This window comes from Mesorhizobium sp. ISC11 (assembly GCF_037162595.1).
In the GTDB taxonomy this organism is placed as follows: domain Bacteria; phylum Pseudomonadota; class Alphaproteobacteria; order Rhizobiales; family Rhizobiaceae; genus Mesorhizobium; species Mesorhizobium ciceri.
In genome coordinates this window covers 2679272-2700411 of the sequence record NZ_JAVSPW010000001.1, presented here as the reverse complement: position 1 = coordinate 2700411, position 21140 = coordinate 2679272, and the positions used below count along the sequence as shown (strand labels likewise).

21 protein-coding genes are annotated in these 21140 nt (G+C 63.5%); 12 read left to right on the top strand and 9 right to left on the bottom strand.

The genetic code is table 11. From position 1 onward, the window contains the following. The first annotated feature begins 27 nt into the window (after positions 1-27). Both rarD and RPF88_RS13460 read left to right on the top strand, forming a co-directional pair. Positions 28-954: an EamA family transporter RarD gene (rarD, locus tag RPF88_RS13465; RefSeq protein WP_013532555.1), complete on the top strand. Its 927-nt coding sequence runs from the start codon at positions 28-30 to the stop codon at positions 952-954. 9 nt (positions 955-963) lie between these two features. Then, positions 964-1650 (top strand): glutathione S-transferase family protein, encoded by a 687-nt coding sequence (locus RPF88_RS13460; RefSeq protein WP_063171780.1) that lies wholly within the window; start codon positions 964-966, stop codon positions 1648-1650. A gap of 16 nt (positions 1651-1666) precedes the next feature. Here the strand turns inward: RPF88_RS13460 and RPF88_RS13455 are convergent, their stop codons facing one another. Both RPF88_RS13455 and RPF88_RS13450 read right to left on the bottom strand, forming a co-directional pair. After that, positions 1667-2665 carry a transporter gene (locus RPF88_RS13455; RefSeq protein ID WP_064993161.1) on the bottom strand — a complete coding sequence of 333 codons (999 nt, stop codon included), beginning with the start codon at positions 2663-2665 and terminating at the stop codon, positions 1667-1669. Positions 2666-2839: 174 nt separating this feature from the next. Then, a complete protein-coding gene (locus RPF88_RS13450; protein WP_013532552.1) occupies positions 2840-3130 on the bottom strand; it encodes a muconolactone Delta-isomerase family protein in 291 nt (96 codons plus the stop codon). 109 nt (positions 3131-3239) lie between these two features. Here RPF88_RS13450 and RPF88_RS13445 point away from each other — a divergent pair, with 109 nt between their 5' ends. Then, positions 3240-4124: a LysR substrate-binding domain-containing protein gene (locus RPF88_RS13445; RefSeq protein WP_013532551.1), complete on the top strand. Its 885-nt coding sequence runs from the start codon at positions 3240-3242 to the stop codon at positions 4122-4124. 87 nt (positions 4125-4211) lie between these two features. On the opposite strand, the gene RPF88_RS13440 is transcribed toward RPF88_RS13445, so the two are convergent. Then, positions 4212-4823, bottom strand: a complete 612-nt coding sequence (locus tag RPF88_RS13440) for a TIGR00730 family Rossman fold protein (protein WP_013532550.1) — start codon at positions 4821-4823, stop codon at positions 4212-4214. 125 nt (positions 4824-4948) lie between these two features. Here RPF88_RS13440 and RPF88_RS13435 point away from each other — a divergent pair, with 125 nt between their 5' ends. The 4 genes from RPF88_RS13435 (at position 4949) to RPF88_RS13420 (ending at position 9321) form a co-directional block, all read left to right on the top strand. Next, on the top strand, positions 4949-6421 hold the full coding sequence (locus tag RPF88_RS13435; RefSeq protein WP_064993126.1) for a LysM peptidoglycan-binding domain-containing protein: 1473 nt from the start codon (positions 4949-4951) through the stop codon (positions 6419-6421). Positions 6422-6630: 209 nt separating this feature from the next. Continuing rightward, entirely contained in the window at positions 6631-6963 is a 333-nt protein-coding gene (locus tag RPF88_RS13430; protein WP_013532548.1) for an ArsR/SmtB family transcription factor, read from the top strand. A 21-nt stretch (positions 6964-6984) separates the two neighbouring features. After that, a complete protein-coding gene (locus RPF88_RS13425; RefSeq protein WP_337122560.1) occupies positions 6985-8865 on the top strand; it encodes an ABCB family ABC transporter ATP-binding protein/permease in 1881 nt (626 codons plus the stop codon). 108 nt (positions 8866-8973) lie between these two features. After that, on the top strand, positions 8974-9321 hold the full coding sequence (locus tag RPF88_RS13420; RefSeq protein ID WP_013532546.1) for an antibiotic biosynthesis monooxygenase: 348 nt from the start codon (positions 8974-8976) through the stop codon (positions 9319-9321). Positions 9322-9329: 8 nt separating this feature from the next. Here RPF88_RS13420 and RPF88_RS13415 read toward each other — a convergent pair whose 3' ends face one another. Further along, positions 9330-10193: an SMP-30/gluconolactonase/LRE family protein gene (locus tag RPF88_RS13415; RefSeq protein WP_013532545.1), complete on the bottom strand. Its 864-nt coding sequence runs from the start codon at positions 10191-10193 to the stop codon at positions 9330-9332. Positions 10194-10518: 325 nt separating this feature from the next. Between RPF88_RS13415 and RPF88_RS13410 the strand changes: the two genes are divergently transcribed. The 4 genes from RPF88_RS13410 to RPF88_RS13395 all read left to right on the top strand — a co-directional run bounded on the left by RPF88_RS13410 (position 10519) and on the right by RPF88_RS13395 (position 13529). Beyond that, positions 10519-11295 (top strand): DMP19 family protein, encoded by a 777-nt coding sequence (locus RPF88_RS13410; protein WP_337122559.1) that lies wholly within the window; start codon positions 10519-10521, stop codon positions 11293-11295. 14 nt (positions 11296-11309) lie between these two features. Next, positions 11310-11810 carry a hypothetical protein gene (locus RPF88_RS13405; RefSeq protein WP_337122558.1) on the top strand — a complete coding sequence of 167 codons (501 nt, stop codon included), beginning with the start codon at positions 11310-11312 and terminating at the stop codon, positions 11808-11810. Positions 11811-12008: 198 nt separating this feature from the next. Further along, positions 12009-12707 (top strand): phosphatidylserine decarboxylase, encoded by a 699-nt coding sequence (locus RPF88_RS13400; RefSeq protein ID WP_013532543.1) that lies wholly within the window; start codon positions 12009-12011, stop codon positions 12705-12707. 3 nt (positions 12708-12710) lie between these two features. Next, positions 12711-13529, top strand: a complete 819-nt coding sequence (locus tag RPF88_RS13395; RefSeq protein WP_013532542.1) for a CDP-alcohol phosphatidyltransferase family protein — start codon at positions 12711-12713, stop codon at positions 13527-13529. A gap of 27 nt (positions 13530-13556) precedes the next feature. On the opposite strand, the gene RPF88_RS13390 is transcribed toward RPF88_RS13395, so the two are convergent. After that, positions 13557-15779 (bottom strand): AMP-binding protein, encoded by a 2223-nt coding sequence (locus tag RPF88_RS13390; protein ID WP_337122557.1) that lies wholly within the window; start codon positions 15777-15779, stop codon positions 13557-13559. 123 nt (positions 15780-15902) lie between these two features. Beyond that, positions 15903-16310, bottom strand: coding sequence for a tautomerase family protein (locus tag RPF88_RS13385; RefSeq protein ID WP_013532540.1), 408 nt, complete (start codon positions 16308-16310; stop codon positions 15903-15905). A 113-nt stretch (positions 16311-16423) separates the two neighbouring features. Here RPF88_RS13385 and RPF88_RS13380 point away from each other — a divergent pair, with 113 nt between their 5' ends. Beyond that, positions 16424-17278, top strand: a complete 855-nt coding sequence (locus RPF88_RS13380; protein WP_337122556.1) for a LysR substrate-binding domain-containing protein — start codon at positions 16424-16426, stop codon at positions 17276-17278. A gap of 162 nt (positions 17279-17440) precedes the next feature. On the opposite strand, the gene RPF88_RS13375 is transcribed toward RPF88_RS13380, so the two are convergent. The 3 genes from RPF88_RS13375 to RPF88_RS13365 all read right to left on the bottom strand — a co-directional run bounded on the left by RPF88_RS13375 (position 17441) and on the right by RPF88_RS13365 (position 20993). After that, positions 17441-18349, bottom strand: coding sequence for a DMT family transporter (locus RPF88_RS13375; protein WP_337122555.1), 909 nt, complete (start codon positions 18347-18349; stop codon positions 17441-17443). Positions 18350-18409: 60 nt separating this feature from the next. Next, positions 18410-19297: a DMT family transporter gene (locus RPF88_RS13370; protein WP_224673085.1), complete on the bottom strand. Its 888-nt coding sequence runs from the start codon at positions 19295-19297 to the stop codon at positions 18410-18412. A gap of 178 nt (positions 19298-19475) precedes the next feature. Then, positions 19476-20993 carry a S10 family peptidase gene (locus RPF88_RS13365; RefSeq protein WP_337122554.1) on the bottom strand — a complete coding sequence of 506 codons (1518 nt, stop codon included), beginning with the start codon at positions 20991-20993 and terminating at the stop codon, positions 19476-19478. Positions 20994-21140 lie beyond the last annotated feature (147 nt).

The window sequence follows — 21140 nt, the reverse complement described above, 5'->3', positions numbered from 1 at the left end:
AAGGTGACTGGGCCATAGCGTTGGTCCATGGCCACTGAAGCAATTACCCTGGATGCAGAGTCCAAGGCCCGGCGCGGCTTTCTGCTGGCGCTCGGCGCCTATCTGCTATGGGGGCTGCTGCCCTTCTACATGAAGGCGGTCGCTCATCTGCCGCTCGCGGAAGTCATTGCCCATCGCATCGTCTGGTCGGTGCCGATCGCCGCCGCCGTTCTGATCTGGGCCGGCCGCACGGCGGATTTCAAGGCGGCGCTTCGTTCGCCGCGCACCATCGCCATGGCCGCGCTGACGGCGGCGCTGATCTCGGTCAACTGGGGCATCTATGTCTGGGCGATCGCGGTCGACCGCACCGTCGAAACCGCGCTCGGCTACTACATCAATCCCCTGGTCAGCGTCGTTGTCGGCGCGCTGCTGCTCGGCGAGCGGCTCGACCGGCTGCAGATCGCGGCGGTGGTGCTGGCGGCCGTCGCCGTCGCCGTGCTGACCATCGAAGGCGGCAAGCTGCCCTGGGTGTCGTTGGCACTGGCGTTTTCCTTCGCCGCCTACGGCTTCTTCCGCAAGACGCTGCCGATCGGCCCGAGCCAGGGATTTTTGCTCGAAGTCCTTCTGCTGTCGGTGCCGGCACTTGGCTACATCGTCTATCTCATCGCGACCGGACAGGACCACATCGTATCCAGCAGTGGCACGGATACGGCGTTGCTGATCGGCTGCGGTCCAGTCACATCGGTGCCGTTGTTGCTGTTCGCCTTCGGCGCCAAGCTGCTGCGGCTGTCAACCATCGGCATCATGCAATATATCGCGCCGACCATGGTGTTCCTGATCGCCGTTCTGATCTTCGACGAGCCTTTCGGCACCATCCAGGCCATCGCCTTTGCGCTGATCTGGGCGGCTTTGGCAGTCTATTCCTGGTCGATGTTGACGACAGCGCGACGCGCCGCGCCGCAGCCCGCACGGTAAGGGGGTTCGATGTACCTGCTGCATATCGCCAACAAAAATTATTCCTCATGGTCGCTGCGGCCCTGGGTGCTGATGCGCGCGCTGGATATCCCATTCGAGGAACGGCTGACGCCATTCCCGACCGGATCGAGCTGGGATCTGTACCGTTCCTTCTCACCGAGCGGCCGCGTGCCGTGCCTGGTCGACGACGGCTGGGCGGTCTGGGATTCGCTGGCCATCGTCGAATATCTGGCCGAACGCCACCATGGCGTGTGGCCCGTCGAAGCCAAGGCGCGCGCCTGGGCGCGCTCGGCCGCCGCCGAGATGCATTCGAGCTTCACCGCATTGCGCAGCGCCTGTCCGATGAGTTGCGGCGTGCGGGTAGAGCCGTTTCCGATGTCCGATGCGCTGAAGCAGGACCTCTTTCGCCTCGACGACCTCTGGAATGATGGTCTTGCTCGTTTCGGCGGGCCATTTCTGGCGGGCGCTCATTTCACCGCAGTAGATGCTTTCTTTGCCCCGGTGGCGTTCCGCGCACAGTCTTATGGGCTCTCCTTCGAGGGTGCGGCTGCAGCGTATCCGGCGCAGTTGCTTGCTCTGCCGGCGATGCGCGAATGGCATGCGGCTGGGCTTGCCGAGACCTGGCGCGAGCCCGATCACGAAGCGGAAGTGGCCGCCGCCGGCACCATCATCGAGGATCTTCGCGCCACTGCGTGAAAGCTGCCGGCGGGTGCTACATCTGTCCGAGCCGCCTGACAAAGAGATAGGTCGCGCCCGCGATCACCATCGACACAGCCGTCACCACCCAAAAGCCCATTGGCGTGTCGACCAGCGGCAGGCCCCCAACGTTCATGCCGAACAGGCCTGAGATGATGGTCATCGGCAACAGCACCGCCGTCATTACCGACAGGACGTACAGCAGCCGGTTCGACTGCGTCGTCAGCTTTGCCATAAGCTCGTCCTGCAATAGCCGGGCGCGCGCCTGCAACTGCTCGCCGTCATAGTGCAGCGTCTGCGCCCGGTGTGAAAGGCGCGCGGCCATGTCGTTGATGCTGTCTGGCAGGTCGTTGCGGTGCGAATGATCAAGGTGACGGAACAGATTGGTCAGCGTCGCCATCTGCCTGTGGATCACCACCAGATGCCGGCGCGCGTCGACCAGGGATTGCCGTTCATTGTGCCATGCGTCGCAGACGATACGGTCTTCGATGCCGTCGAGACTGTCGCCGAGTGCCGCAAGTTCCGCCACCATGCCATCGAACGACTGGCCGACGACAGCCTCGATCAACTCGGCTGGCGAGCGGAACTTGCGCGATCCATTCTCGATCGCCTTGCGGATGTTGTCGACCGATTGCAGCGGTTGCTTGCGGGCGCCGACCAGCATCGTGTCATTGAGCGCGAAGCGGAAATGGCCAAGCCCGCCCGCTTCCGCCGAATAGTCATGGCGCAGGTCCGGCAGATCGCCATAGAGCCAGTCGTCCTCAAGGTCGATGTGGCAGCCATGGCTGGCGGATAGGAAAGCTTCACGCGCCGGTGCCGGCAAAGCCCGATCGGCGCCGATTTCGTGACGGGCCCGCATGTCGGAAAGCTGGTAGCTGCGCCATGTCCAGTGCGCGGCGGCGGCGTCCCTGGTTCGCACGCCCTCAGCGGTGAAGTGATAGATGAAGAACAGTCCGTGCTCGTCGGGCAGGTAGGGCGACAGATCGGTGCCTTCCGGGGCGAGAGTGATGTCCATGGGCGGTGCCAGATGCATGTTCCGAAGATGGCGCCGCACGGCGGCTGCCTGATACTGATTCCTAGCACGCGCGAAGCCGGTTTCGTGTGACGGTTTCTTGACAGCCGATCACAGTCTGTCGATCCCCCGTGTCAATCCGGGGGTGACGCCTTCGTCACCCCCGGATGTGCCCTGTCAGTGCTTCGGGCCGAAGCCGGGGTAGGGCTTGAGGGGCACGATTGCGGCAATGTCCATCATGCCGGCCTTGACCAACGGCAAGGTGGCGAGGTGGCCGCGAACCTCAGCATCATCAGCAGCCTCGAGCATCATGCCGCTGCCCGGGATGTCGCCTCGGTTCCACACCTGACGTACCGCCCCTTCGGCGTAGAGCGTGCGCCGCTGTTCGGCTTCGCCGGGCAGAAGTGGAGCGAAATCGGCATCGGTAAATTTTTCGGTGTTGCGAGCGAGAAGGGCAAAGAACTGCATGGCGGTCTCCTTTGGTTGGATGGCCGATTATCGCTTTTGGCTGGTCAGACAGTCCAAGACTGATTAGGCTAAAGTTGAGACCCAAAGGGACTTGAGCCTTGGAGGAGAAATGTTCGACCTGCGCCAGCTCCGCTATTTCGTCACGGTCGCCGAAACCGGAAATGTCGGGCGCGCAGCCGAAATGCTGCATATTTCCCAATCGCCACTCAGCCGGCAGATCATCCAGCTCGAGGAGCAGTTGGGTGTTTCCCTCTTTGAGAGGTCGAAGCAGCGGGTCCATCTCAACGCCGAGGGCCGCGCCTTCCTCACCGAGGCCCGCGCGCTGCTGTCCAATGCGCGACGTGTGGAGGAGTTCGGCCGCAACCTGGCCAGTGGCGCCGTCGGCCGGCTCGCCATCGGCTATGTCGAAGGGGCCGTTCATGCCGGGCTTGTCGCCGGGATGCTGCGCCAGTTCCGTCGCGACCGGCCGGATTTCCACCTGCAGCTGAGAAGCCTGCGCTCGGCGGCGCAGTTGGAAGGGCTACGGCAGCGGTCGCTGGATCTGGGCTTTGTCTACTCGCCGCCACCCGATGATGATCCGGATGTCGCCGCCATGGCGCTGCGGCATGAGCCGCTGGTGCTGGCGATCCCCGAAGATGACCCACTCGTTGAAGTGCCAGAGATCGGGCCTCACCATCTTGACGGTCGCACCTGGATCACCGTCGTGCGCCAGCCGGACGACACCAATCGCGGCCAGTTCCTTGCCGCCTGCGCCAAAGCCGGCTTTTTGCCCGACATCGCCTATGAGACGGCGGACCCGCTGACCTCGCTCGGCCTTGTCAGCGCGGGTCTCGGCCTGGCGACGGTGCAAGCCAGCCTGCGTGCCGCCGCGCCGCCGCGGATCGTGTTTCGCGACCTGCCGTGGCTCGAGCGCACGGTTTCACTCCATCTCGCCTGGCGGCGTCATGACCGGCGCGCGGTGATTGCCGATTTGCGGCAGGCTGCGGCGGAGTAGGGGAATAGGGGAGTAGGGGAGTAGGGGAGTAGGCAGGACACTCGAGGCAATTCACATACTGCCTTACTGCCCCTATTCCTTATCGCCCTACATCTTGTCGATCACCGACTGCACGCCCTCGGTCGGGGCGTCGACGGACGATCCGGCTACCATGATGGCGGCGACGATCGCTTCGGGGTCGTCGACGACCAGCGGCTTGACCCGCTGCGCGGTGTGGATGAAGCCTTCGGCGGCCATGTGATCGAGCAGCGCCAGCATCGGATCCCAAAATCCTTTGACATTGGCGAAGACGATCGGCTTGCGATGATGGCCAAGTTGTCCCCAGGTCATGATCTCGACGATCTCCTCGACCGTGCCGATGCCGCCCGGCAGTGCCACAAAGGCGTCGGATTTCTCGAACATCTTGTGCTTGCGCTCGTGCATGTTGTCGGTGATCAAGAGTTCATCGAGCCGGTCAAGCGCTGTTTCGCTCGCCTCCTTGTTGATCAGGAAGCGCGGAATGATGCCCGTCACCTTGCCGCCGGCCTTGAGCGCGCCTTCGGCGACAGCGCCCATGATGCCTTTGGTGCCGCCGCCATAGACCAGCCGCAATCCCGCTTTGGCAATTGAGCGCCCGAGCAGGTGTCCGGCCTTGATATAGATTTCATCGCGGCCCGGAGACGAGCCGCAATAGACGCAGACGGATCGAATCGTGTTCATGTCGATGATTGGTGATTGGGTCTGAAAGCGCGGTCAAGCCCCAAGGGTTAACGGCCTGGGCTTTTTCTTGTCGGTATTGCTAAAACAGGCTAGACCGGCGTTAGGTGGCTAAGGGGTAGGGAAATATGGCAATTAATCCACTGAAGGCGTTCCTGTTCGCGGCGGGTGGGACCGTTGCGGCCGCGGGAACCGCCTATGTAGCGGGCGCACTCGACCCGTATCTCAATCCCACGCCGCCGGCGCAAGTGGCGGCGCAGACGCCGCCCGCAGCGGCAAAATCGGCCGATCCCGGCACCGAAGCGCGGCTGCCCGCCGCTGAAGTCCCGGCGGCTCCCGCCGCAGTGCCCCAGGCAACGGCACCCGCCGCACCGGCCGCGGACGCGGCGGCGCCTGCTGCGACCGGTCCGGTCGCACCGTCCTTCGATGTCGTGCGCGTCGAAAGCAATGGCTCGATTGTCGTCGCCGGCAATGCGGCGCCCAACGCCAAGGTCGAAATCCTCAATGGCTCGACGGTGCTTGGCTCGACGGTCGCTGGTCCCGATGGCGCCTTCGTTATCATTCTCGATGATCCGCTGAAGCCCGGCGATTATACGATCGCGCTGCGCGCGACCACCGGTGACGTCGTAACGCCCTCGGTGCAGACCGCCGTCGTTTCGGTTCCCAAGGATGCGGCCGGCCAGGTGCTGGCCATGGTCGAGGAGCCGGGCAAGCCGGCCGAATTGCTGACCGTTCCCGCACCCGAGACAAAGCCGGCTGCTCCGGCCGCCGCGCCGGCTGCTCCCACAGCCGAAGCCCCCGCAACCGCTCCGGCGCCAGCCGCCCCAGCGCCAGCCGTGGTCGACGCGACACCGGCTCCTGCAGCGCCGGCGACGCCGCCCGCTGCAGGCGTGACCGAGCCCAAGATCGTCGTCGAGGCGGTCGAGATCGACGGCAGCAAGATCTTTGTCGCCGGCCTCGCCGATGCCGGCCGCAAGGTGCGCGCGTATGCCAACGACATCCTGCTCGGTGACGCGCAAACTTCGACGGACGGTCATTTCCTGGTCGAGGCGACGCGCGACATTCCGGTCGGCAGCTACACAATCCATGTCGACGGCCTCGATGCCGACGGTGTGACAGTTGTGGCCCGCGCGGCCGTACCGTTCGAGCGTGAGCCCGGCGAAGCGATCGCCGCCGTGGCACCCTCGGCGCCGAAGCCCGTTCAGCCCAAGCCGGCCGCACCTGCCGCCGCCGAGGCGCCGGCCGCGGCCGAAACGGCCCCGGCCACGACGCCTGCTCCCGCCGCCGAGGCTCCGGCCGTTGTGGCGGAGGCGACGCCGCCAAGCGATGTGCCCGAGACCGTGGCGCCCAAGCTTGAACATGCCGACGGCGCCGTCATCATCCGCCGCAACGACACGCTGTGGCGGATCTCGCGGCGCGTCTATGGCCACGGCGTACGCTTCTCGACCATCTACCTCGCCAACCAGGACCAGATCAGTGATCCCGACCGCATCTGGCCGGGCCAGGTGTTCAAGGTCCCGGAAAAGTCGAAGGAAGGCGAAGCCGCCGACCTCAAGGCCATGGGCGAGCAGGCAACGACAGCGCCCGCCAAGACGGAGTAGGGTTTGAGCGCCGACGGTTGAGCGCAATCTCCCCCTTGTGGGAGATGCCCGGCAGGGCAGAGGGGGGCGCCTCGCCAACCTGTCGGCCAAATCCGGTCGAGCTACCTTTGCCGGACATCTCTCCCACGAGGGGGAGATTGGCGGTTCCGGCGCTCTGCCCATAGGGTTAGCTTGCCCCGTGCCCGTTCATCGTCTATCGCCGATGAACGATGGCAGAATCCCTGATGGAAACAAACGCATCATGCGGCGGTCCGGACAGCCGTGCGGTCGCCGCCCGACTTGCAGCGCTTTCCCATCCGGCGCGGATCGAAATCCTGAAACACCTATCGACGAGCAGTTCCTGCTGCTGCCGCGAGGTCGTCGACCGCTTAGATCTGGCGCAGTCCACCGTGTCACAACATCTGAAAATACTGGTCGAAGCCGGGCTGGTTCGCTTCGAGCCCGATCGCCAGCGCTCGCGCTATGCGATCGACCATGCCGCGCTCGCCGACGTCTCCGCATCGGTGGCCGCTCTCGTCAATTCCTGCTGCTCCGGCCGCTGAAATAAGAAGAAGGCACAAGAAATGGCCGAAAAAACCGTCTCCGACTCCTCGACCTTCAAGACGCTGCTCAATTTGTGGCCTTACATGTGGCCGGCGGATCGCGCCGATCTGAGAGCCCGGGTCACATGGGCGACGCTGTTGCTGGTCGTCGCCAAGCTGACGCTGGTCGCCGGTCCCTATTTCTTCAAATGGGCGACCGACGCGCTGGCCGGCGACGCCAAATCGGTGCCGCCGCTGCCGAGCTTCCTGCTGGTGCCCGTCATGCTGGTCGTCGCCTACAATGTCGTGCGCCTGGTGCAGCTTGGCTTCAATCAGCTGCGCGACGCGCTGTTTGCCCGCGTCGGCCAATATGCCGTGCGCCAGCTCGCCTTCCGTACTTTCGTTCACATGCACCAACTGTCGCTGCGCTTCCATCTCGAGCGCCGCACCGGCGGCCTGTCGCGCATCATCGAGCGCGGCACCAAGGGCATCGAGACGATCGTGCGCTTCATCATGCTCAACACGGCGCCGACCATCCTCGAATTCGCGCTGACCACGGGCATCTTCGCCTACACCTATGGCTGGAAATATGTGGTCGTCGTCGCGGTCACCGTCTGGGTCTATGTCTGGTTCACGGTCCGCGCCAGCGACTGGCGCATCTCGATCCGCCGCGACATGAACGACAGCGATACCGACGCCAACACCAAGGCAATCGACTCGCTGCTCAACTACGAGACGGTGAAATATTTCAACAATGAGGGCATGGAAGCCGAGCGCTTCGACCGCTCCATGGCACGCTACGAGGTCGCCGCGACGCGCATCTGGACCTCGCTTGGCTGGCTGAATTTCGGGCAGGGCATCATCTTCGGCCTGGGCACCGTCATCGTCATGTGCATGTCGGCGCTCGAAGTGCAGGCCGGCACGCAGACGGTCGGTGACTTCGTCTTCATCAACGCCATGCTGATGCAGCTGTCGGTGCCGCTCAATTTCATCGGCTTCATCTACCGCGAAATCCGCCAGGGGCTGACCGATATCGAGCAGATGTTCGATCTGCTGGATGTGCCGCAGGAGATCGTCGACAAGCCCGATGCCAGGCCGCTCGCCGTCAGTGCCGGCAAGGTCGAGTTCCGCGACGTGCACTTCTCCTATGACCCGAACCGGAAGATCCTGAAGGGCATCAGCTTCGAGGTGCCGGCCGGCAAGACCGTCGCCATTGTCGGGCCTTCGGGTGCCGGCAAGTCGACCATCTCGCGGCTTCTGTTCCGCTTCTACGACGTGCAGGGCGGCCAGGTGCTGATCGATGGCCAGGATATCAGGGACGTGACGCAGGAGAGCCTGCGCGGGGCGATCGGCATGGTGCCGCAGGACACCGTGCTGTTCAACGACACCATCGCCTACAACATCCGCTATGGCCGCATCGGCGCCAGCGAGGAGGATATGCGCAAGGCGGCCGAACTCGCTCAGATCGGCCCGTTCATCGAGCGATTGCCTGACGGCTACAAGTCGATGGTCGGCGAACGCGGGCTAAAACTTTCGGGCGGCGAGAAGCAGCGCGTGGCAATCGCCCGCACCATTTTGAAGGCGCCGCCGATCCTGATGCTCGACGAAGCGACCTCGGCGCTCGACAGCCACACCGAACAGGAGATCCAGGCCGCGCTCGATCTGGTCAGCCGTGGCCGCACCACCATCGTCATCGCCCACCGCCTGTCGACGGTGATCACGGCCGATGAGATCATCGTGCTGCAGGACGGCCAGATCGCCGAGCGCGGCACCCATGCCGAGCTGATGCGCAAGCATGGCCTCTACGCCTCGATGTGGGACCGCCAGCGCGAGGCGACCGAGGCCGAAGAGCGGCTGCGCTTGGCTCGCGAAGGCGACGAACTTGGTGTCATCGTCCGCCGGCGCACGTCGGAGGTGAATTGAAGGTTCGGCGTGTGATCTGATTTTTGCACTTGATCTCAACTTAAGTTGAGATTGTAGGCCGTTCCTGGAGCCCAAAAAACACCATGATCCAGGAACGGAGCAATCGAAATGAGCAAGATAAATCAGACTGTTAACGGCGGCAGCGTGTTCAGGGTGGACAAATTCGTCGTCCCGGCCGGCGCCCGCGAGGAGATACTCGCCAAGGTCAGGACAACGCATGAATTGCTGCGCCTGCAGCATGGCTTCGTGCAGGATTTCCTGCTCGAGCAATTCTCCGGGCCGGGCGAATTCAACCTCGTCACCATCGTCGAATGGGAAAGCCAGGCGGCCGTCGACAATGTCGTGCCGATCGTCAAGGCCGCGCACGAGCGCATCGCCTTCAACCCGCAGGAGACGATCGCCCGGCTCGGCGTTCGCGCCGACATCGCCAACTATCAGAGGGTTCCCGGGCTGTAGCAAGGCTGTTACGGCCAGCCGATGCCAGGTGCCGGCGCTTCGACGCTGAACACCTGGCCGGTGCGGGCGTCGCTGACCATATGCTCGAAGCCGCGCCATTCGGCGGCGAGAATGAACAGCGTTTTCCTGTCGGTGCCGCCCAGCATGCAGGCAAAGCAGCCGCGATCGACGGTCACTGTCTGCAGCACCTCGCCGCCTTCACGCACCCGCACGCAACGCTTGTTGGGAACATCCGCATACCAGGCCGCCCCTTCGGCATCGAGGCAGATGCCGTCGGGATAGCCGTCGAGGTCGGCCCAGACCCTTCGGTTGGCAAGGCTGCCGTCGGCGGCAATGTCGAAGGCGGTCAGCCGATTGGCATGGGATTCCGCGACAATCAGCGTCTTGTTGTCCGGGCTCACTGCCATGCCGTTGGCAAAGGCGATATTTTCCGCCACCTGCCGGACCGCGCCGTCCGGCGTGATCAACACGATGGTGCCGGGGCTGAAATGCTCGCCAGAAGCCGGCGCCGGTCCGCCGCCATTGACATAGGTGTTGCCGCGCCCGTCGACGACGATCTCGTTCCAAGGGCTTTTCGACAGGTCACGCAAATCGGCGCGAGTGACGAGGCTCCCGTCGGCCTCCTGTCGTAGCAGCAGCCCTTCGCGGCCGGAGATGACGAGCAGGCGGCCATCCGGCAGCCAGTCAATGGAGTAGGGCAGGACAGCCGGTACGGTGAGCATGACCTCGCGGTTGCCGTCGGCATCGACGGCGATAATCTCGCCGGTGCCCCAGTTGCAAAGCCACAGCCGTCCGTCATGCCAGCGCGGCGACTCGCCGAAAGCGAGACCGGCAGTGACGAGATGCGCTTGGGGGGCAGGTGGTTTCTGCATGTAGGGGACTCCTTGTTGAGTGCGTCAGCATCGCCAAATGGTCCATGATGGCGCTGTCTCACCAAGGACGGGCGAGGCAGCGGTCTGCCGACAGGCACAGAACCGATAATTTTGGTTTGGCTGCTCTTTGCTGAGTTCGCGACGAAGCCTCGAGGTCAGTTTTTGGAGTGTTCTTCAAACTATCGGTTGAAGTGTTCTTCAAAATATTGGTAAGACGCAGTGAAAATGAATTTCAAGCGCCTTTTTATCCACTTTTCCAAGTGATATTCTGCTGACAGACTCTGATCTACCGGTATTGCTTTCCTCCGGGTAAGAAGGCTTTGGAATGTTCGGAATTTTTTCGCGAAAGAAAAGGCTGCAGCAGTCGACAACGATTTCGGCGCACCAGCCGGAGCAACCGACGGCCAGTCCGCGCGTGACTTCAATTGTTGTCCCGTTTTCAGCAGTCGAGCGCGCCGCTAAGGAAAACTACGTTGCTGACCTCGTGACTGCAGTCATGGATTTCGTGACCGCAATGTTTGATCAGGGCCTCTACAAAGATCACGAAATACCGCCGTCAGCGAGGCAGTTTTTTCACGCTTACCTATACGGGATGGAAGTGGCTAATGGCGGCCATAGCCAATTTATTCACAATTACCGTGATCACCTCGATAAAGTCACCTCGGATGTGCATTTGGCTTTGGCTGGAATGCGAGCAGAAAACCATTTAGCTATTTTGAAACAGATGGTTGCTTGGGTCCGGGAACATCCCAAGGAAGCGGAGGAACAGACTGGATTCGAAGGTGGCCGCGCTGATTTCCTTGATGGACTCGACGATCTTTTTTACAAGGAGGAAGACAGCGTCCCGATGCTTGCCCGCGCAGTGGGTTGGATAGCCTCCTGGCCTGAACTGGAGATTGTCGACGATGCCGAATGCCAGGAGGCCACTCTTGACATTGTGATGGCCAACTCCAGGCGCGAACCTCGATTGCGCCATCGTTCGGTGTTCCATCTGAAAGCAGTGATGACGAGCCGACTTGAAGTGGGCATCGGGCTCGCCTGTGCAGCTTTGCCGCAGCCCGAGGTTAAGCTCGGGCTCGGCAAAGGACGGATGTTGGACTAGATGGCGAGAAGCAGATGACATTTCCGGTCGTAACCAACGCCGGCAGGGTGCGTTTGTGCGTAGTCACGCCAACGCATGCGGCTGCATACCAGTACCTGGCTGCTGATGGTACAGAACTGCAACTCGACCTCGGACCGGTCGATAGCGTTGATGAGTTACTTGGCGAAGGTGCTCCACGTGTCGGTCTGAAGCTGTCGCATGTCGGCGCTGATTCAATAGCGACAGTCATCGAACTGGCTGATGAATACGGGGCACCAGCAGCCCTCGACCTTCTTTTGCGCAGGGCTGGAATTGATACGGCAGGAGCAGTTGCTTTGCCATCGATGCTGATTCCGAGCGAGGGAGGATCGGTCGTCAGTTGGACAGTTGCTGCTGACGGTAGACTGCTGTTTTTGGTGTCCTCTCCCAACGGGAGCGCGCTCTTGAGGTCGGGCGCCGAAGATCCGCTGGCGGATGCCCATAGGCTTGAGATCGAAGAACATTTTGTGCGCGCCGAAGCCGATGGTGCCAACTGATCTGGGCTGATTGTCTCGAAATTCTGACGCCAGTGGCACAGGCATGCGAGCCGGTCGCGACCTCACGAACGCGGAGCGTTCGGCTATCCTGAGGCGACAGGCCCTTGCCCGTTCGCCCGCGCCGCCGATTGTTGCGTTGCGGCGAGGGGGGCTTTCGGCTATTGAGGCCGGACTTGAAACGGAGCCTGTTTTTAGCTGATGAGCCTTGTCGATACGGTCAAGAACGCGTTCGTACCGATCCATCGCGAAGGCTATCCCTTCATCGCGGCCTTTGGCGCGGCGACGCTTTTCCTCGGCTATTTCTCCTCGGTCCTGTTCTGGATCGGTCTGATCCTGACGGCCTGGTGCGTTTATTTCTTCCGCGATCCCGAGCGCGTCACGCCGGTCGACGACCGCTTGGTGGTCAGCCCCGCCGACGGCATCATCTCGGCGGTCGGGCCGGCCGTGCCGCCGCGCGAACTCGGCCTCGGCAATGTCGAGATGACCCGCATCTCGGTGTTCATGAATGTCTTTTCCTGTCACGTGAACCGCGCCCCGGTACGCGGTCGTATCGTCAGGATCGAACACCGGCCCGGAAAATTCCTCAACGCCGAACTCGACAAGGCCAGCACCGAGAACGAGCGCAACGGCCTGGTCATCGAAAGCCCCAACGGCACGATCGCCGCCGTCCAGATCGCCGGCCTGGTGGCGCGGCGGATCGTCTGTTGGGCCGAGGCGGGCGGCTCGATCGGCACCGGCGAGCGTTTCGGCTTGATCCGCTTCGGCTCGCGCGTCGATGTCTTCCTGCCCTTGACCGCCACGCCGCGCGTTGCCGTCGGCCAGACAGCGGTCGGCGGCGAAACCGTGCTGGCCGAATTCGGCGGTGTCGCCGGCACACCCCTCGTGCGGATTTCCTGAGCCGTGGGCACGCAGTATAAGAAGTTCGAGGCCCATGCCAGCGGCGGTCCGCGCATCCGCGAGATCCCGATGCGCATGGTGCTGCCCAACCTCGTCACCGTGCTTGCCATCTGCGCCGGTCTGTCGGGCATCCGCTTCGGCTTCGAAGGCCGCTTCGAGCCGGCCGTGGTGATGGTGCTGCTGGCCGCTTTCCTCGACGGCATTGATGGCCGCTTGGCGCGGATGCTGAAGGCAACCTCCAAATTCGGCGCCCAGATGGATTCGCTGGCCGACATCGTCAATTTCGGCGTCGCCCCGGCTTTGGTGCTTTATGCCTTCCTGCTCGACCGTGCCGGCTCGCCGGGCTGGATTGCGGCCTTGCTGTTCGCCATCGCCTGCGGGCTAAGGCTCGCCCGCTTCAACGTGCTCGACGACGAGAAGGCCGACCGCCCGATATGGCAGTCCGAATATTTCGTCGGCGTGCCGGCGCCGGCTGGTGCTGTGCTGGTGATGCTGCCGCTCTATCTCTATTTCCTGCGCACAGGGCTGGAGCCCAGTCGTCCAGCGGCCTTCGTCGCCACCGGCTTTACCATACTGGTCGCCTTCCTGCTGGTCAGCCGGCTGCCGGTCTATTCCGGCAAGAGCCTGAAAATCCCGGGCGACAGGGTGTTGCCGATCATCCTGGGTGTCGTGCTCTACGTACTGCTGCTGATGACCTACCCCTGGTACACGCTGACCGCTTCGGTTGCCGGCTACCTGATCTTCCTGCCGTTCAGTGTGCGCGCCTATTCGAAACGCGCCAAGCTGGAGGGCGAGAAGGTGCCGCCTTCGGATATAGGTTAGAAGGTCGGCGGAAGTGCTTGATCCGACTCAGGCCGCGACGCCGAGCCCCAGCCTGTCGATCGCCAGCTTTCGGGTCGAGACATAGTCGGTCTTGCCCGAACCCAGCACCGGGATTTCCTCGACCTTGACGATGTCGTTGGGCACCATCAGTTCGGCGGCGCCGGCTTGTTTGCCGAATCTGCGCAACTCGTCGGGATTGGCGTCGTCGGCGGTGGTGACCAGCACAATGCGCTCGCCGCGCCTCTTGTCCGGCACCGCTACCGCCGCATGGCGTTCTTCCGGCCACAACGACTGCACCAGCATCTCGACAGCACCCAGCGACACCATCTCGCCGGCGATCTTGGCGAAGCGCTTGGCGCGGCCGCGAATGGTGATGAAGCCTTCGCGGTCGACAGCGACGATGTCGCCGGTGTCGTGCCAGCCCGTCAGCGGCTGCAATTCACCGGGGCGGTCCGCGGTCATGTAGCCCATCATCAGGTTCGGTCCGTCGAGCCACAATTGGCCGGCGTCGGAAATGCCTTCGATCGGCTCAAGCTTCATGCGCATGGCCGGCAGCAGCCGCCCGACGGTACCGTCGCGGCCATGGATTGCCGTGTTGACGGCAACCACCGGTGCCGCCTCTGTCAGCCCGAACCCTTCGATGATCTCGGCCTGGAAGCGTTCGCGATAGACACGGCGGGTTTCCGGCTTCACCGCCTCGGCGCCGGCAACGACGAAGCGCAGGCTGGAAAAATCGCCGTCCTTGGCGGTACGCGCATAGTTGGCGAGGAACGTGTCGGTGCCGAACATAATGGTCGGTTTCACCTTGCGCGCAACCTCGGGGATGATCTTGTAGTGCAGCGGCGAGGGGTAGAGGAACAGTTTTACCCCGGTGACCAGCGGCAGGATGGTGCCGCCCGTCAGGCCGAACGAATGGAACACCGGCAGCACGTTGAGCAGGATGTCGGCGGGCGAGATGGTGATGCGCGCCTCAGCCTGCATGGCGTTGGCGTAAAGGTTCTTGTGCGACAGCACGACTGCCTTCGGCGTGCCTTCCGAGCCCGAGGTGAACAGGATCACCGCCGGCTTGGCCGCGTCCTGTCGCTGCAGCGGCCAGCGCCACAGCAAGGCGGCGGCAAGCTTGTCCAGCGCGGTGACGCTCTCCCGCACATCCTCGAGCCAGAGAAGCCTGGCGCCGCCCTTTTCGACCGCCGCGACGATATCGGCAAGGTCGGCCTTCTCGACGAACGCGCGGGACGAAATCACGGTCCTTATCACCGCCGTGCGCACGGCCGCGGTGACGCTCGCCGGCCCGGCCGTGTAGTTGATCATCGCCGCCACCCGGCCGGCCGACAGAAGTCCGGTGAGCGACAGCACGACGCCATTGGCATTGGGCAGCATCACGCCGACTGCCTCGCCCGGAGCCGTTACCGCCTCGAAGCGCCTGCCCAGGACGCGGGCGCCGATGAACAGCTTGCGGTAGCTCAGCGCGCCGGAGATCACGTCCTCGATGATGATATGCGAAGCGCCGACGCGGTCGGCGGCATCGCGCATGGCCAGGAACAGGCCGCGATCGAGGTTGGTGCCGAAGAGCCGCGCCTCGGCGACACGGTCGAACAGCGCGCTGGTGTTCGAGGCCTGCTCGGGGTTGCGCGCCACCAGCTCAGTGATGGTCATCGGCTCCAGCACGCTGATCGACAGTTGCGGAAACCAGTGTCGTGGCGCCTTGTCCCCAGGCGTCAGCGACACCGGCAGGCTGCGCGCGCCGCCGACGAAGATCGGCACGATTTTGGCATCGGCCTGCATGGCGATGCGGGTGACGGCACGAAACAACCGAAACGTCTTGACGTCGGGCTCGACTGCATCCGGCAGATAGACAGCGAGCCGGCCCTTGCCCTTCAGCACCCGCACCAGCCGGCGGCTGACGAAGACATGTTCGGCGTTGAAGGCGATGGTACGGCCAAGCTCGCGCCAAGGTTCGAGCCACGGCGAGCGCGCCGAGACCTCATCGAGAATATGCAGCGTGTCTTCCGGCAGCAGCGACAGCATCAGCGCCGGCTCGAAGCGCGATTGATGCGAGATGACGTAGATGACTGGGGCCTGCGCCTTGCGGGCGATCCTGATGCGGCTGTCTCCGATCCGGTAGGCAAGCTTGAACGGGACATAGAGCAGCGCCTGGGTGAAGCGTAGGCCGAGGCGGAATTTTTCCGCCACGCCAATCAGGAGCCAGGCCAGAACAAGACCCGCAAGCAGCGCCAGTGTCAGGATCATGCCGCGTCTCTCCCAACGTTTTTAGCATCTCGGCTCTTTGCGGCCGTGTCGGCCAGAACCTAGACGATGTGGGAGCAAGGTCAATGCGGAGCTTTTGCTTCCCTTGGTGCGGGAAGCTGCTTCTCACGCCGCCTGCAGCCGTCCACTGATGAAACGAAATTCCTGCGTCTTGCCGCCATAGCCGTAAGCGGCTGCCGGCACTTCATGCACGAAGGCGTAGCTCTCCTCGTGCACGCCGCCCAGCAGACGGCCGAAGGCTGCGAAGATCGCCTTCAGATAGGCCTCCAGCTCAAGCTTGGTGTTGGTGCCGTCGACCACCTTGATATCAAGCCAGAACGTGTTGGTGCCGTGCTCGGCCAGCGACTTGCCGCCGGCGAACCAGTGCTGCGGATCGACATAGGACACGGCAACTGCCGTGATCGTCGGGTCCTTGCGCAACTGCGTCGCGGTGATTTCTGTGGCCTCCTTTGCGATGCGAGCGGAAAGCGCCGCGTCAGGTTTGCCGGTGACGCTGATGTTGATGATAGGCATTCTTCTTCTCCTTGGCTTGAGCGGCGTCCGATCGCCGTTGAAACAACCATGCCACCACCTTTTAGTCAAAAAAATCGAATTGTTTTTAACCCATACTTCGATATTGTCGAAGTATGGAAACACTGGATCCCGATCTGCTCCGAACCTTCCTTGCTTTCGTCGACAGCGGCTCGCTGGCCCGGGCGGCTGCAAGCATCGGCCGCTCGCCCTCGGCGGTGACCGCCCAGATGCAGCGGCTGGAGGAAATCGTCGGCGAGCCGCTGCTGGCGGCGCAAGGGCGAGGACGTGGTCTGACGCCGGCGGGTGAGGATCTCGTCGGCCACGCCAAGCGCATTCTTGCCGCCCATCGCGAGGCTTGGCTGGCGCTGAAGGGCGCCCGCGCTGCCGGGCGCGTTGCCATCGGCACGACGCAGGATTTTGCCGACAGCGGCCTGCCGGATCTGCTGCGTGCTTTCGCCGGCAGCCATCCGCGCGTCAGGATCGAACTGCGGGTCGGCCGTTCCGCCGAGTTGGCGCAGGCGCTGCAGTCTGGCGGCCTCGATCTGGCGATCGTCATGCGCCAGACGGCAGCGCCGGACGAAGTCGGCGTGCTGCGCGAGCCGATGATGTGGCTATGCTCACAAAAGGGGCTGGCCACGCGGCAGGAGGAACTGCCGCTGGCGCTGCTCGATCCATATTGCGGTTTTCGCGAAGCGGCACTTGCCGCACTCGATGCCGCCGGCCGCCGCTACCGCATTGCTGCCGGCAGCGCCAGTCTGGCCGGCCTGCGCACAGCCGTGAACGCCGGTGTCGCACTGACGCTGCGAACGGCTCGTTTTGCCCATTCCGGGATTGTCGAGGCGCCGCGCCAGCTTGGCCTGCCGCAGGTGCCTTTGGCTGAGTTCGCCATCCGGCTGCGCGCCGGTGCCGATGGATCGGCAGCCGATCTGGCGACCCTGCTCAGCGCCAACCTTGCCTTGTCGGGCTGAATGCCCAACGAACCCGACCTTGCGGTCCCAAGTGGCAAAGAAAAAGCCGACCTTACGGTCGGCTTGGAGTAGGACGGGCCGAGGGGTTTGGGGGGACTTGGGGATGGCCCGTCGCAGCAATAATGCCTGACCCGGATGATGGTTCCATGACCGTGTCACTTTTTAAGAAATATTTGACGCCATGCGTTGCGAGCGCGCCATCAGCCAATCCCGCCCCGCATGGGCGAACACTGCGGTGAGCACGACGGCGCCGCCGATCATGCTGACGGCTGGTGCAATCTCGCCCAGGAACAGGAAGGCAAACAGGATCGCGAACGGCACTTCGGCCGAACCGAGAAGCCCGGATTCGGCCGGCGGGATGAGTCGTGCGCCCTCCGTCCACAGGATCGAGGACAGCGCGAAGGACGCGCCGAAAGTGGCGAGCAGAACGGCATCTCTCGGCGAAACCGCCAGCGGATCGGTGACGAACCAACCGAGCACGAACAACAGGAATGCCGACACCGCACCGGCCCACACCACGGGCGTGTCGCGGAAGGCGCGAACCATGATCATGTAAAGGCCGCTGCCGATGGTCATTAGCAGTGCCAGTCCGTCGCCGAACAGATTGCCGGTGCCGAAGCCGGACCAGACCATGATCGCCACGCCGCACAGCGACACGGCGGCGGCGACCATCGTCTGCAACCGGAAGGGTTCGCGCGTCAGAACCCAGGCCAGCAGCGCCGTGACGAAAGGTGCTGTGGCATAGATGACAGCGACATTGGCGACGAAGGTGAACTTGAACGCCGAGATGAAAGCGATGCTGGCCAGCGCGCCTTCCACCGCCAGCAGCCAGCCGCGCCAGCCAAGCCGCAGGGTCTCACGCCCACCGGAACGGTGACGCCGCCACAGCACATAGAGGCTGATCAGGATCGCGCCGACAAAACCGCGCCAGCAGATGATGGTCAACGGGTCGGCGTGGATCGACTTGGTAAGAACGCCGGTCAGGCCGAAAACGGCGGCTGAGGACGATACCAGGATGATGCCGAGTGTCCGCTCCGCGGCGGTGTCGGTGGCGGCTGCAATCTCAATCATGCCGCCAGCCTACGCCGCTTGGTCCTGACATCGTAGCGTCAGCAATCATGGCCATGCACATCATAGCCGTTTGCGGAAATGCTCGGTGCCGACGATCAGCAGGCCGGCGGCGACGATCAGCGCAGCGCCCAGGAAAACTTCGCGGCGCGGCACGTCGCCCCAGATCGCAAAGCCGAGTGCGAATGCCCACAACAGCGAGGTGTATTCCAGCGGTGCCAGCACCGAGGCTGGTGTGCGCTTCATGCCTTCGAAGAGAAGATACTGCGCCAGGCCGCCGAGTGCGCCGACGCTGGCAAGCAGCAGCAATTGCGCCAGGTTTGGCGTCTGCCACCAGAGCAGCGCCGGCACCGCCGAAAACAGCAGGAAATAGAAATTGTTGAGCAGGAGCTGGATCATCGAGCGCTCGGCAAGGGCGGTCCTGCGCAAGAGCACGATGGCGATGCCCCACAAGAAGGCGGCCGCCAGCACCAGCAGCACCGGCACGGACAGGCCGAGATGGGTCGGATCGCAAGCGATGAACACGCCGGCAAAGCCGATCAGCACCGCCAGCCAGCGCAGCATCGGCACTTTTTCGCCGAGCAGGAACACCGAAAGCACGGTGACGATGATCGGAGCCGCGTAATAGACGGTGGTCAGTTCGGCGAGCTGCAGGCTGCGCGCGGCGTTGTAGTAGCAGAGCCACGCAGCAAGCGTGAAGGCACTGCGCACCAGCATCGGCCGCACGATCGGCGAGCGCATCGTGTCGGCAAACAGCTGTCGTCCGCCGATCGCCGCGCACGCGCCCAGAATGGTGATGCTGCGGAAGAACATGATCTGCCAGACGCTCATGCCGACGACCAGCAGCTTGATCGAAGCATCCTGTGTCGAAAACAGCAGATAGGCCGCACCGGTCAGCAGGATGCCTGCAAGAACCCGCTCGCGTGTTTCGAGAATGGCGATATCGGCCATAAGGCGCGTGGGACCAAATTTGCCGGAGCGGCAGAAATGCTGTGAGGAGCGACACAAGGGAGCCGTGAATTCAACTCCCTTGGTACCAAGCTATACGGGCGAAAACCCCTGCGGCGCTACGCCAGCCCGGTGCTTATATTGGGGCACGGGTCTTTGCCGAACTGCACTGTCGCCAAGCCTACTGCGTCGCCTGGTAAAGTTCCGAAGCGGCTTCTTTCAGCGCGCGCCGGCCGTCGGACCTGAAGCACATCATGTGCCCGCCCTCGACGACATCGAGACGGATGGGCTCGGCATTGGCGAGCGACGGGATCTGGCTCACCAGGTAGCGCGAGGCGAGGTAAGGTGTCACCAGATCGGTGTAGCCGTTGACGATCACGACGCCGAGCGAAGGGTTCAGCGAGCGTGCGCGCTGCAGATCGTCCATCACCCCGGCATAGCCTTGCCGCGAGGCGCCGGTCCCGTAATCCCAATTGTGGCTGATTTCGCCATTGAGCAGCCGATAGCTGACATCGGTGCGAAAATGCAGTTCGTCGCTGATATAGCCGACGAACGCCGACGTCAGCGCCGGCACGCTGCGGTCGAGCACCGGATCCGGGCCGGCGATGCGGGCGCTCTCGGGCGCGATGTCGGCCGTGCCGATCGTGGCGTCATAGGGGCTGAGCACCTTGCCGCTGGCGCGGGCGAACTCCCTTGCGAACAGGCCGGTGGGGATGCGGGCGGAGTTCCGCTGCACCAGGTCGAGCGGCAGGCCGGTGATGTCAGCCACGCGTTGGCTGGCCAGCCGCCTGCCTTGCTCCAGTCCGCTGGTGATTGCCGTGAGGTAATCGCCCATCGCATAATGTTCGATGTCTGCCAGCTTCTCCCGCAACGCGTCGCCGCTGACGCCTTCGGCGCGCAGGCGCACCGCAGCCAGTGAAGGCAGTTCGAGCGCCCAATGCAGCGGCTCGAATTCGTCGGGCTGCACCAGCGTGAACTCCAGCGCCGGCGAGATCAGCACGATGCCGTTCGGACTGATGCCGATATCTTCCTGCAACGTCCTGGCGAGCAGCGCTGCGCGGAACCCGCCATAGCTTTCGCCGGCGAGGAACAGTGGCGACCCGGTGCGGCCGTTCTGCGCGAGATAGAGCCGGATGAAGGCGCCTATCGAGCTGGCATCCTGGTTTACGCCCCAGAAATCGCGCGTGTCCTGACCCGGTGCCTCGCGGCTATAGCCTGTTCCCACCGGATCGACGAAGACGAGATCGGTCATGTCGAGCCAGCTGTCCGGATTGTCGATCAGTCTTTGCGGTGACGGCAGGAATTCGCCGTCGGCTCCCGTCGCGATTATCCGTGGACCGAGTGCGCCGATATGCAGATAGGCGGACGCTGCTCCAGGGCCGCCGTTGAACACGAAGGTGATCGGCCGCTGCTGGTCTTTGGCCCCGCTTGCCGGCGGCTCCAGTGTGTAGGCGACGTAGAAGATCTCCGCCGTGACGTCGCCCTTGCCCGATAGCAGCGACAGGGTCGCCGCCTTTGCCTGGTAATCCAGCTTGCGCCCGGCCAGCGTGATCGAATGGTTGGTGGTCTGCGGCGGCGGCAGCAGGGATAGCACGCCGCCCGAGGGCGCCGGCCGCTCCGCCGTTTCAGCCAGGACGGGCTGCGCCAGGACGGCGAGCATCGGCAGGATAAGGCAGATCAGTTTCAATTTGACCGGCATGATGGCTCCGCGACAACGACTCCCGCATAGGTATGGCCGAGAGGGTCGAAGTCAAAGGAAATGGCTGATTTGAACTTGCAACGGCTTGCGCTAGAGCCGGATGATTTCAGGTCGATCGACCTGAAATCTGAATCCGGCTCTAAATCA

Bases quoted from the DNA above. Each gene is read 5' to 3' on its own strand.
- rarD (WP_013532555.1), top strand. From the start codon at position 28: ATGGCCACTGAAGCAATTACCCTGGATGCAGAGTCCAAGGCCCGGCGC.
- RPF88_RS13460 (WP_063171780.1), top strand. From the start codon at position 964: ATGTACCTGCTGCATATCGCCAACAAAAATTATTCCTCATGGTCGCTG.
- RPF88_RS13455 (WP_064993161.1), bottom strand. From the start codon at position 2,665: ATGGACATCACTCTCGCCCCGGAAGGCACCGATCTGTCGCCCTACCTG.
- RPF88_RS13450 (WP_013532552.1), bottom strand. From the start codon at position 3,130: ATGCAGTTCTTTGCCCTTCTCGCTCGCAACACCGAAAAATTTACCGAT.
- RPF88_RS13445 (WP_013532551.1), top strand. From the start codon at position 3,240: ATGTTCGACCTGCGCCAGCTCCGCTATTTCGTCACGGTCGCCGAAACC.
- RPF88_RS13440 (WP_013532550.1), bottom strand. From the start codon at position 4,823: ATGAACACGATTCGATCCGTCTGCGTCTATTGCGGCTCGTCTCCGGGC.
- RPF88_RS13435 (WP_064993126.1), top strand. From the start codon at position 4,949: ATGGCAATTAATCCACTGAAGGCGTTCCTGTTCGCGGCGGGTGGGACC.
- RPF88_RS13430 (WP_013532548.1), top strand. From the start codon at position 6,631: ATGGCAGAATCCCTGATGGAAACAAACGCATCATGCGGCGGTCCGGAC.
- RPF88_RS13425 (WP_337122560.1), top strand. From the start codon at position 6,985: ATGGCCGAAAAAACCGTCTCCGACTCCTCGACCTTCAAGACGCTGCTC.
- RPF88_RS13420 (WP_013532546.1), top strand. From the start codon at position 8,974: ATGAGCAAGATAAATCAGACTGTTAACGGCGGCAGCGTGTTCAGGGTG.
- RPF88_RS13415 (WP_013532545.1), bottom strand. From the start codon at position 10,193: ATGCAGAAACCACCTGCCCCCCAAGCGCATCTCGTCACTGCCGGTCTC.
- RPF88_RS13410 (WP_337122559.1), top strand. From the start codon at position 10,519: ATGTTCGGAATTTTTTCGCGAAAGAAAAGGCTGCAGCAGTCGACAACG.
- RPF88_RS13405 (WP_337122558.1), top strand. From the start codon at position 11,310: ATGACATTTCCGGTCGTAACCAACGCCGGCAGGGTGCGTTTGTGCGTA.
- RPF88_RS13400 (WP_013532543.1), top strand. From the start codon at position 12,009: ATGAGCCTTGTCGATACGGTCAAGAACGCGTTCGTACCGATCCATCGC.
- RPF88_RS13390 (WP_337122557.1), bottom strand. From the start codon at position 15,779: ATGATCCTGACACTGGCGCTGCTTGCGGGTCTTGTTCTGGCCTGGCTC.
- RPF88_RS13385 (WP_013532540.1), bottom strand. From the start codon at position 16,310: ATGCCTATCATCAACATCAGCGTCACCGGCAAACCTGACGCGGCGCTT.
- RPF88_RS13380 (WP_337122556.1), top strand. From the start codon at position 16,424: ATGGAAACACTGGATCCCGATCTGCTCCGAACCTTCCTTGCTTTCGTC.
- RPF88_RS13375 (WP_337122555.1), bottom strand. From the start codon at position 18,349: ATGATTGAGATTGCAGCCGCCACCGACACCGCCGCGGAGCGGACACTC.
- RPF88_RS13370 (WP_224673085.1), bottom strand. From the start codon at position 19,297: ATGGCCGATATCGCCATTCTCGAAACACGCGAGCGGGTTCTTGCAGGC.
- RPF88_RS13365 (WP_337122554.1), bottom strand. From the start codon at position 20,993: ATGCCGGTCAAATTGAAACTGATCTGCCTTATCCTGCCGATGCTCGCC.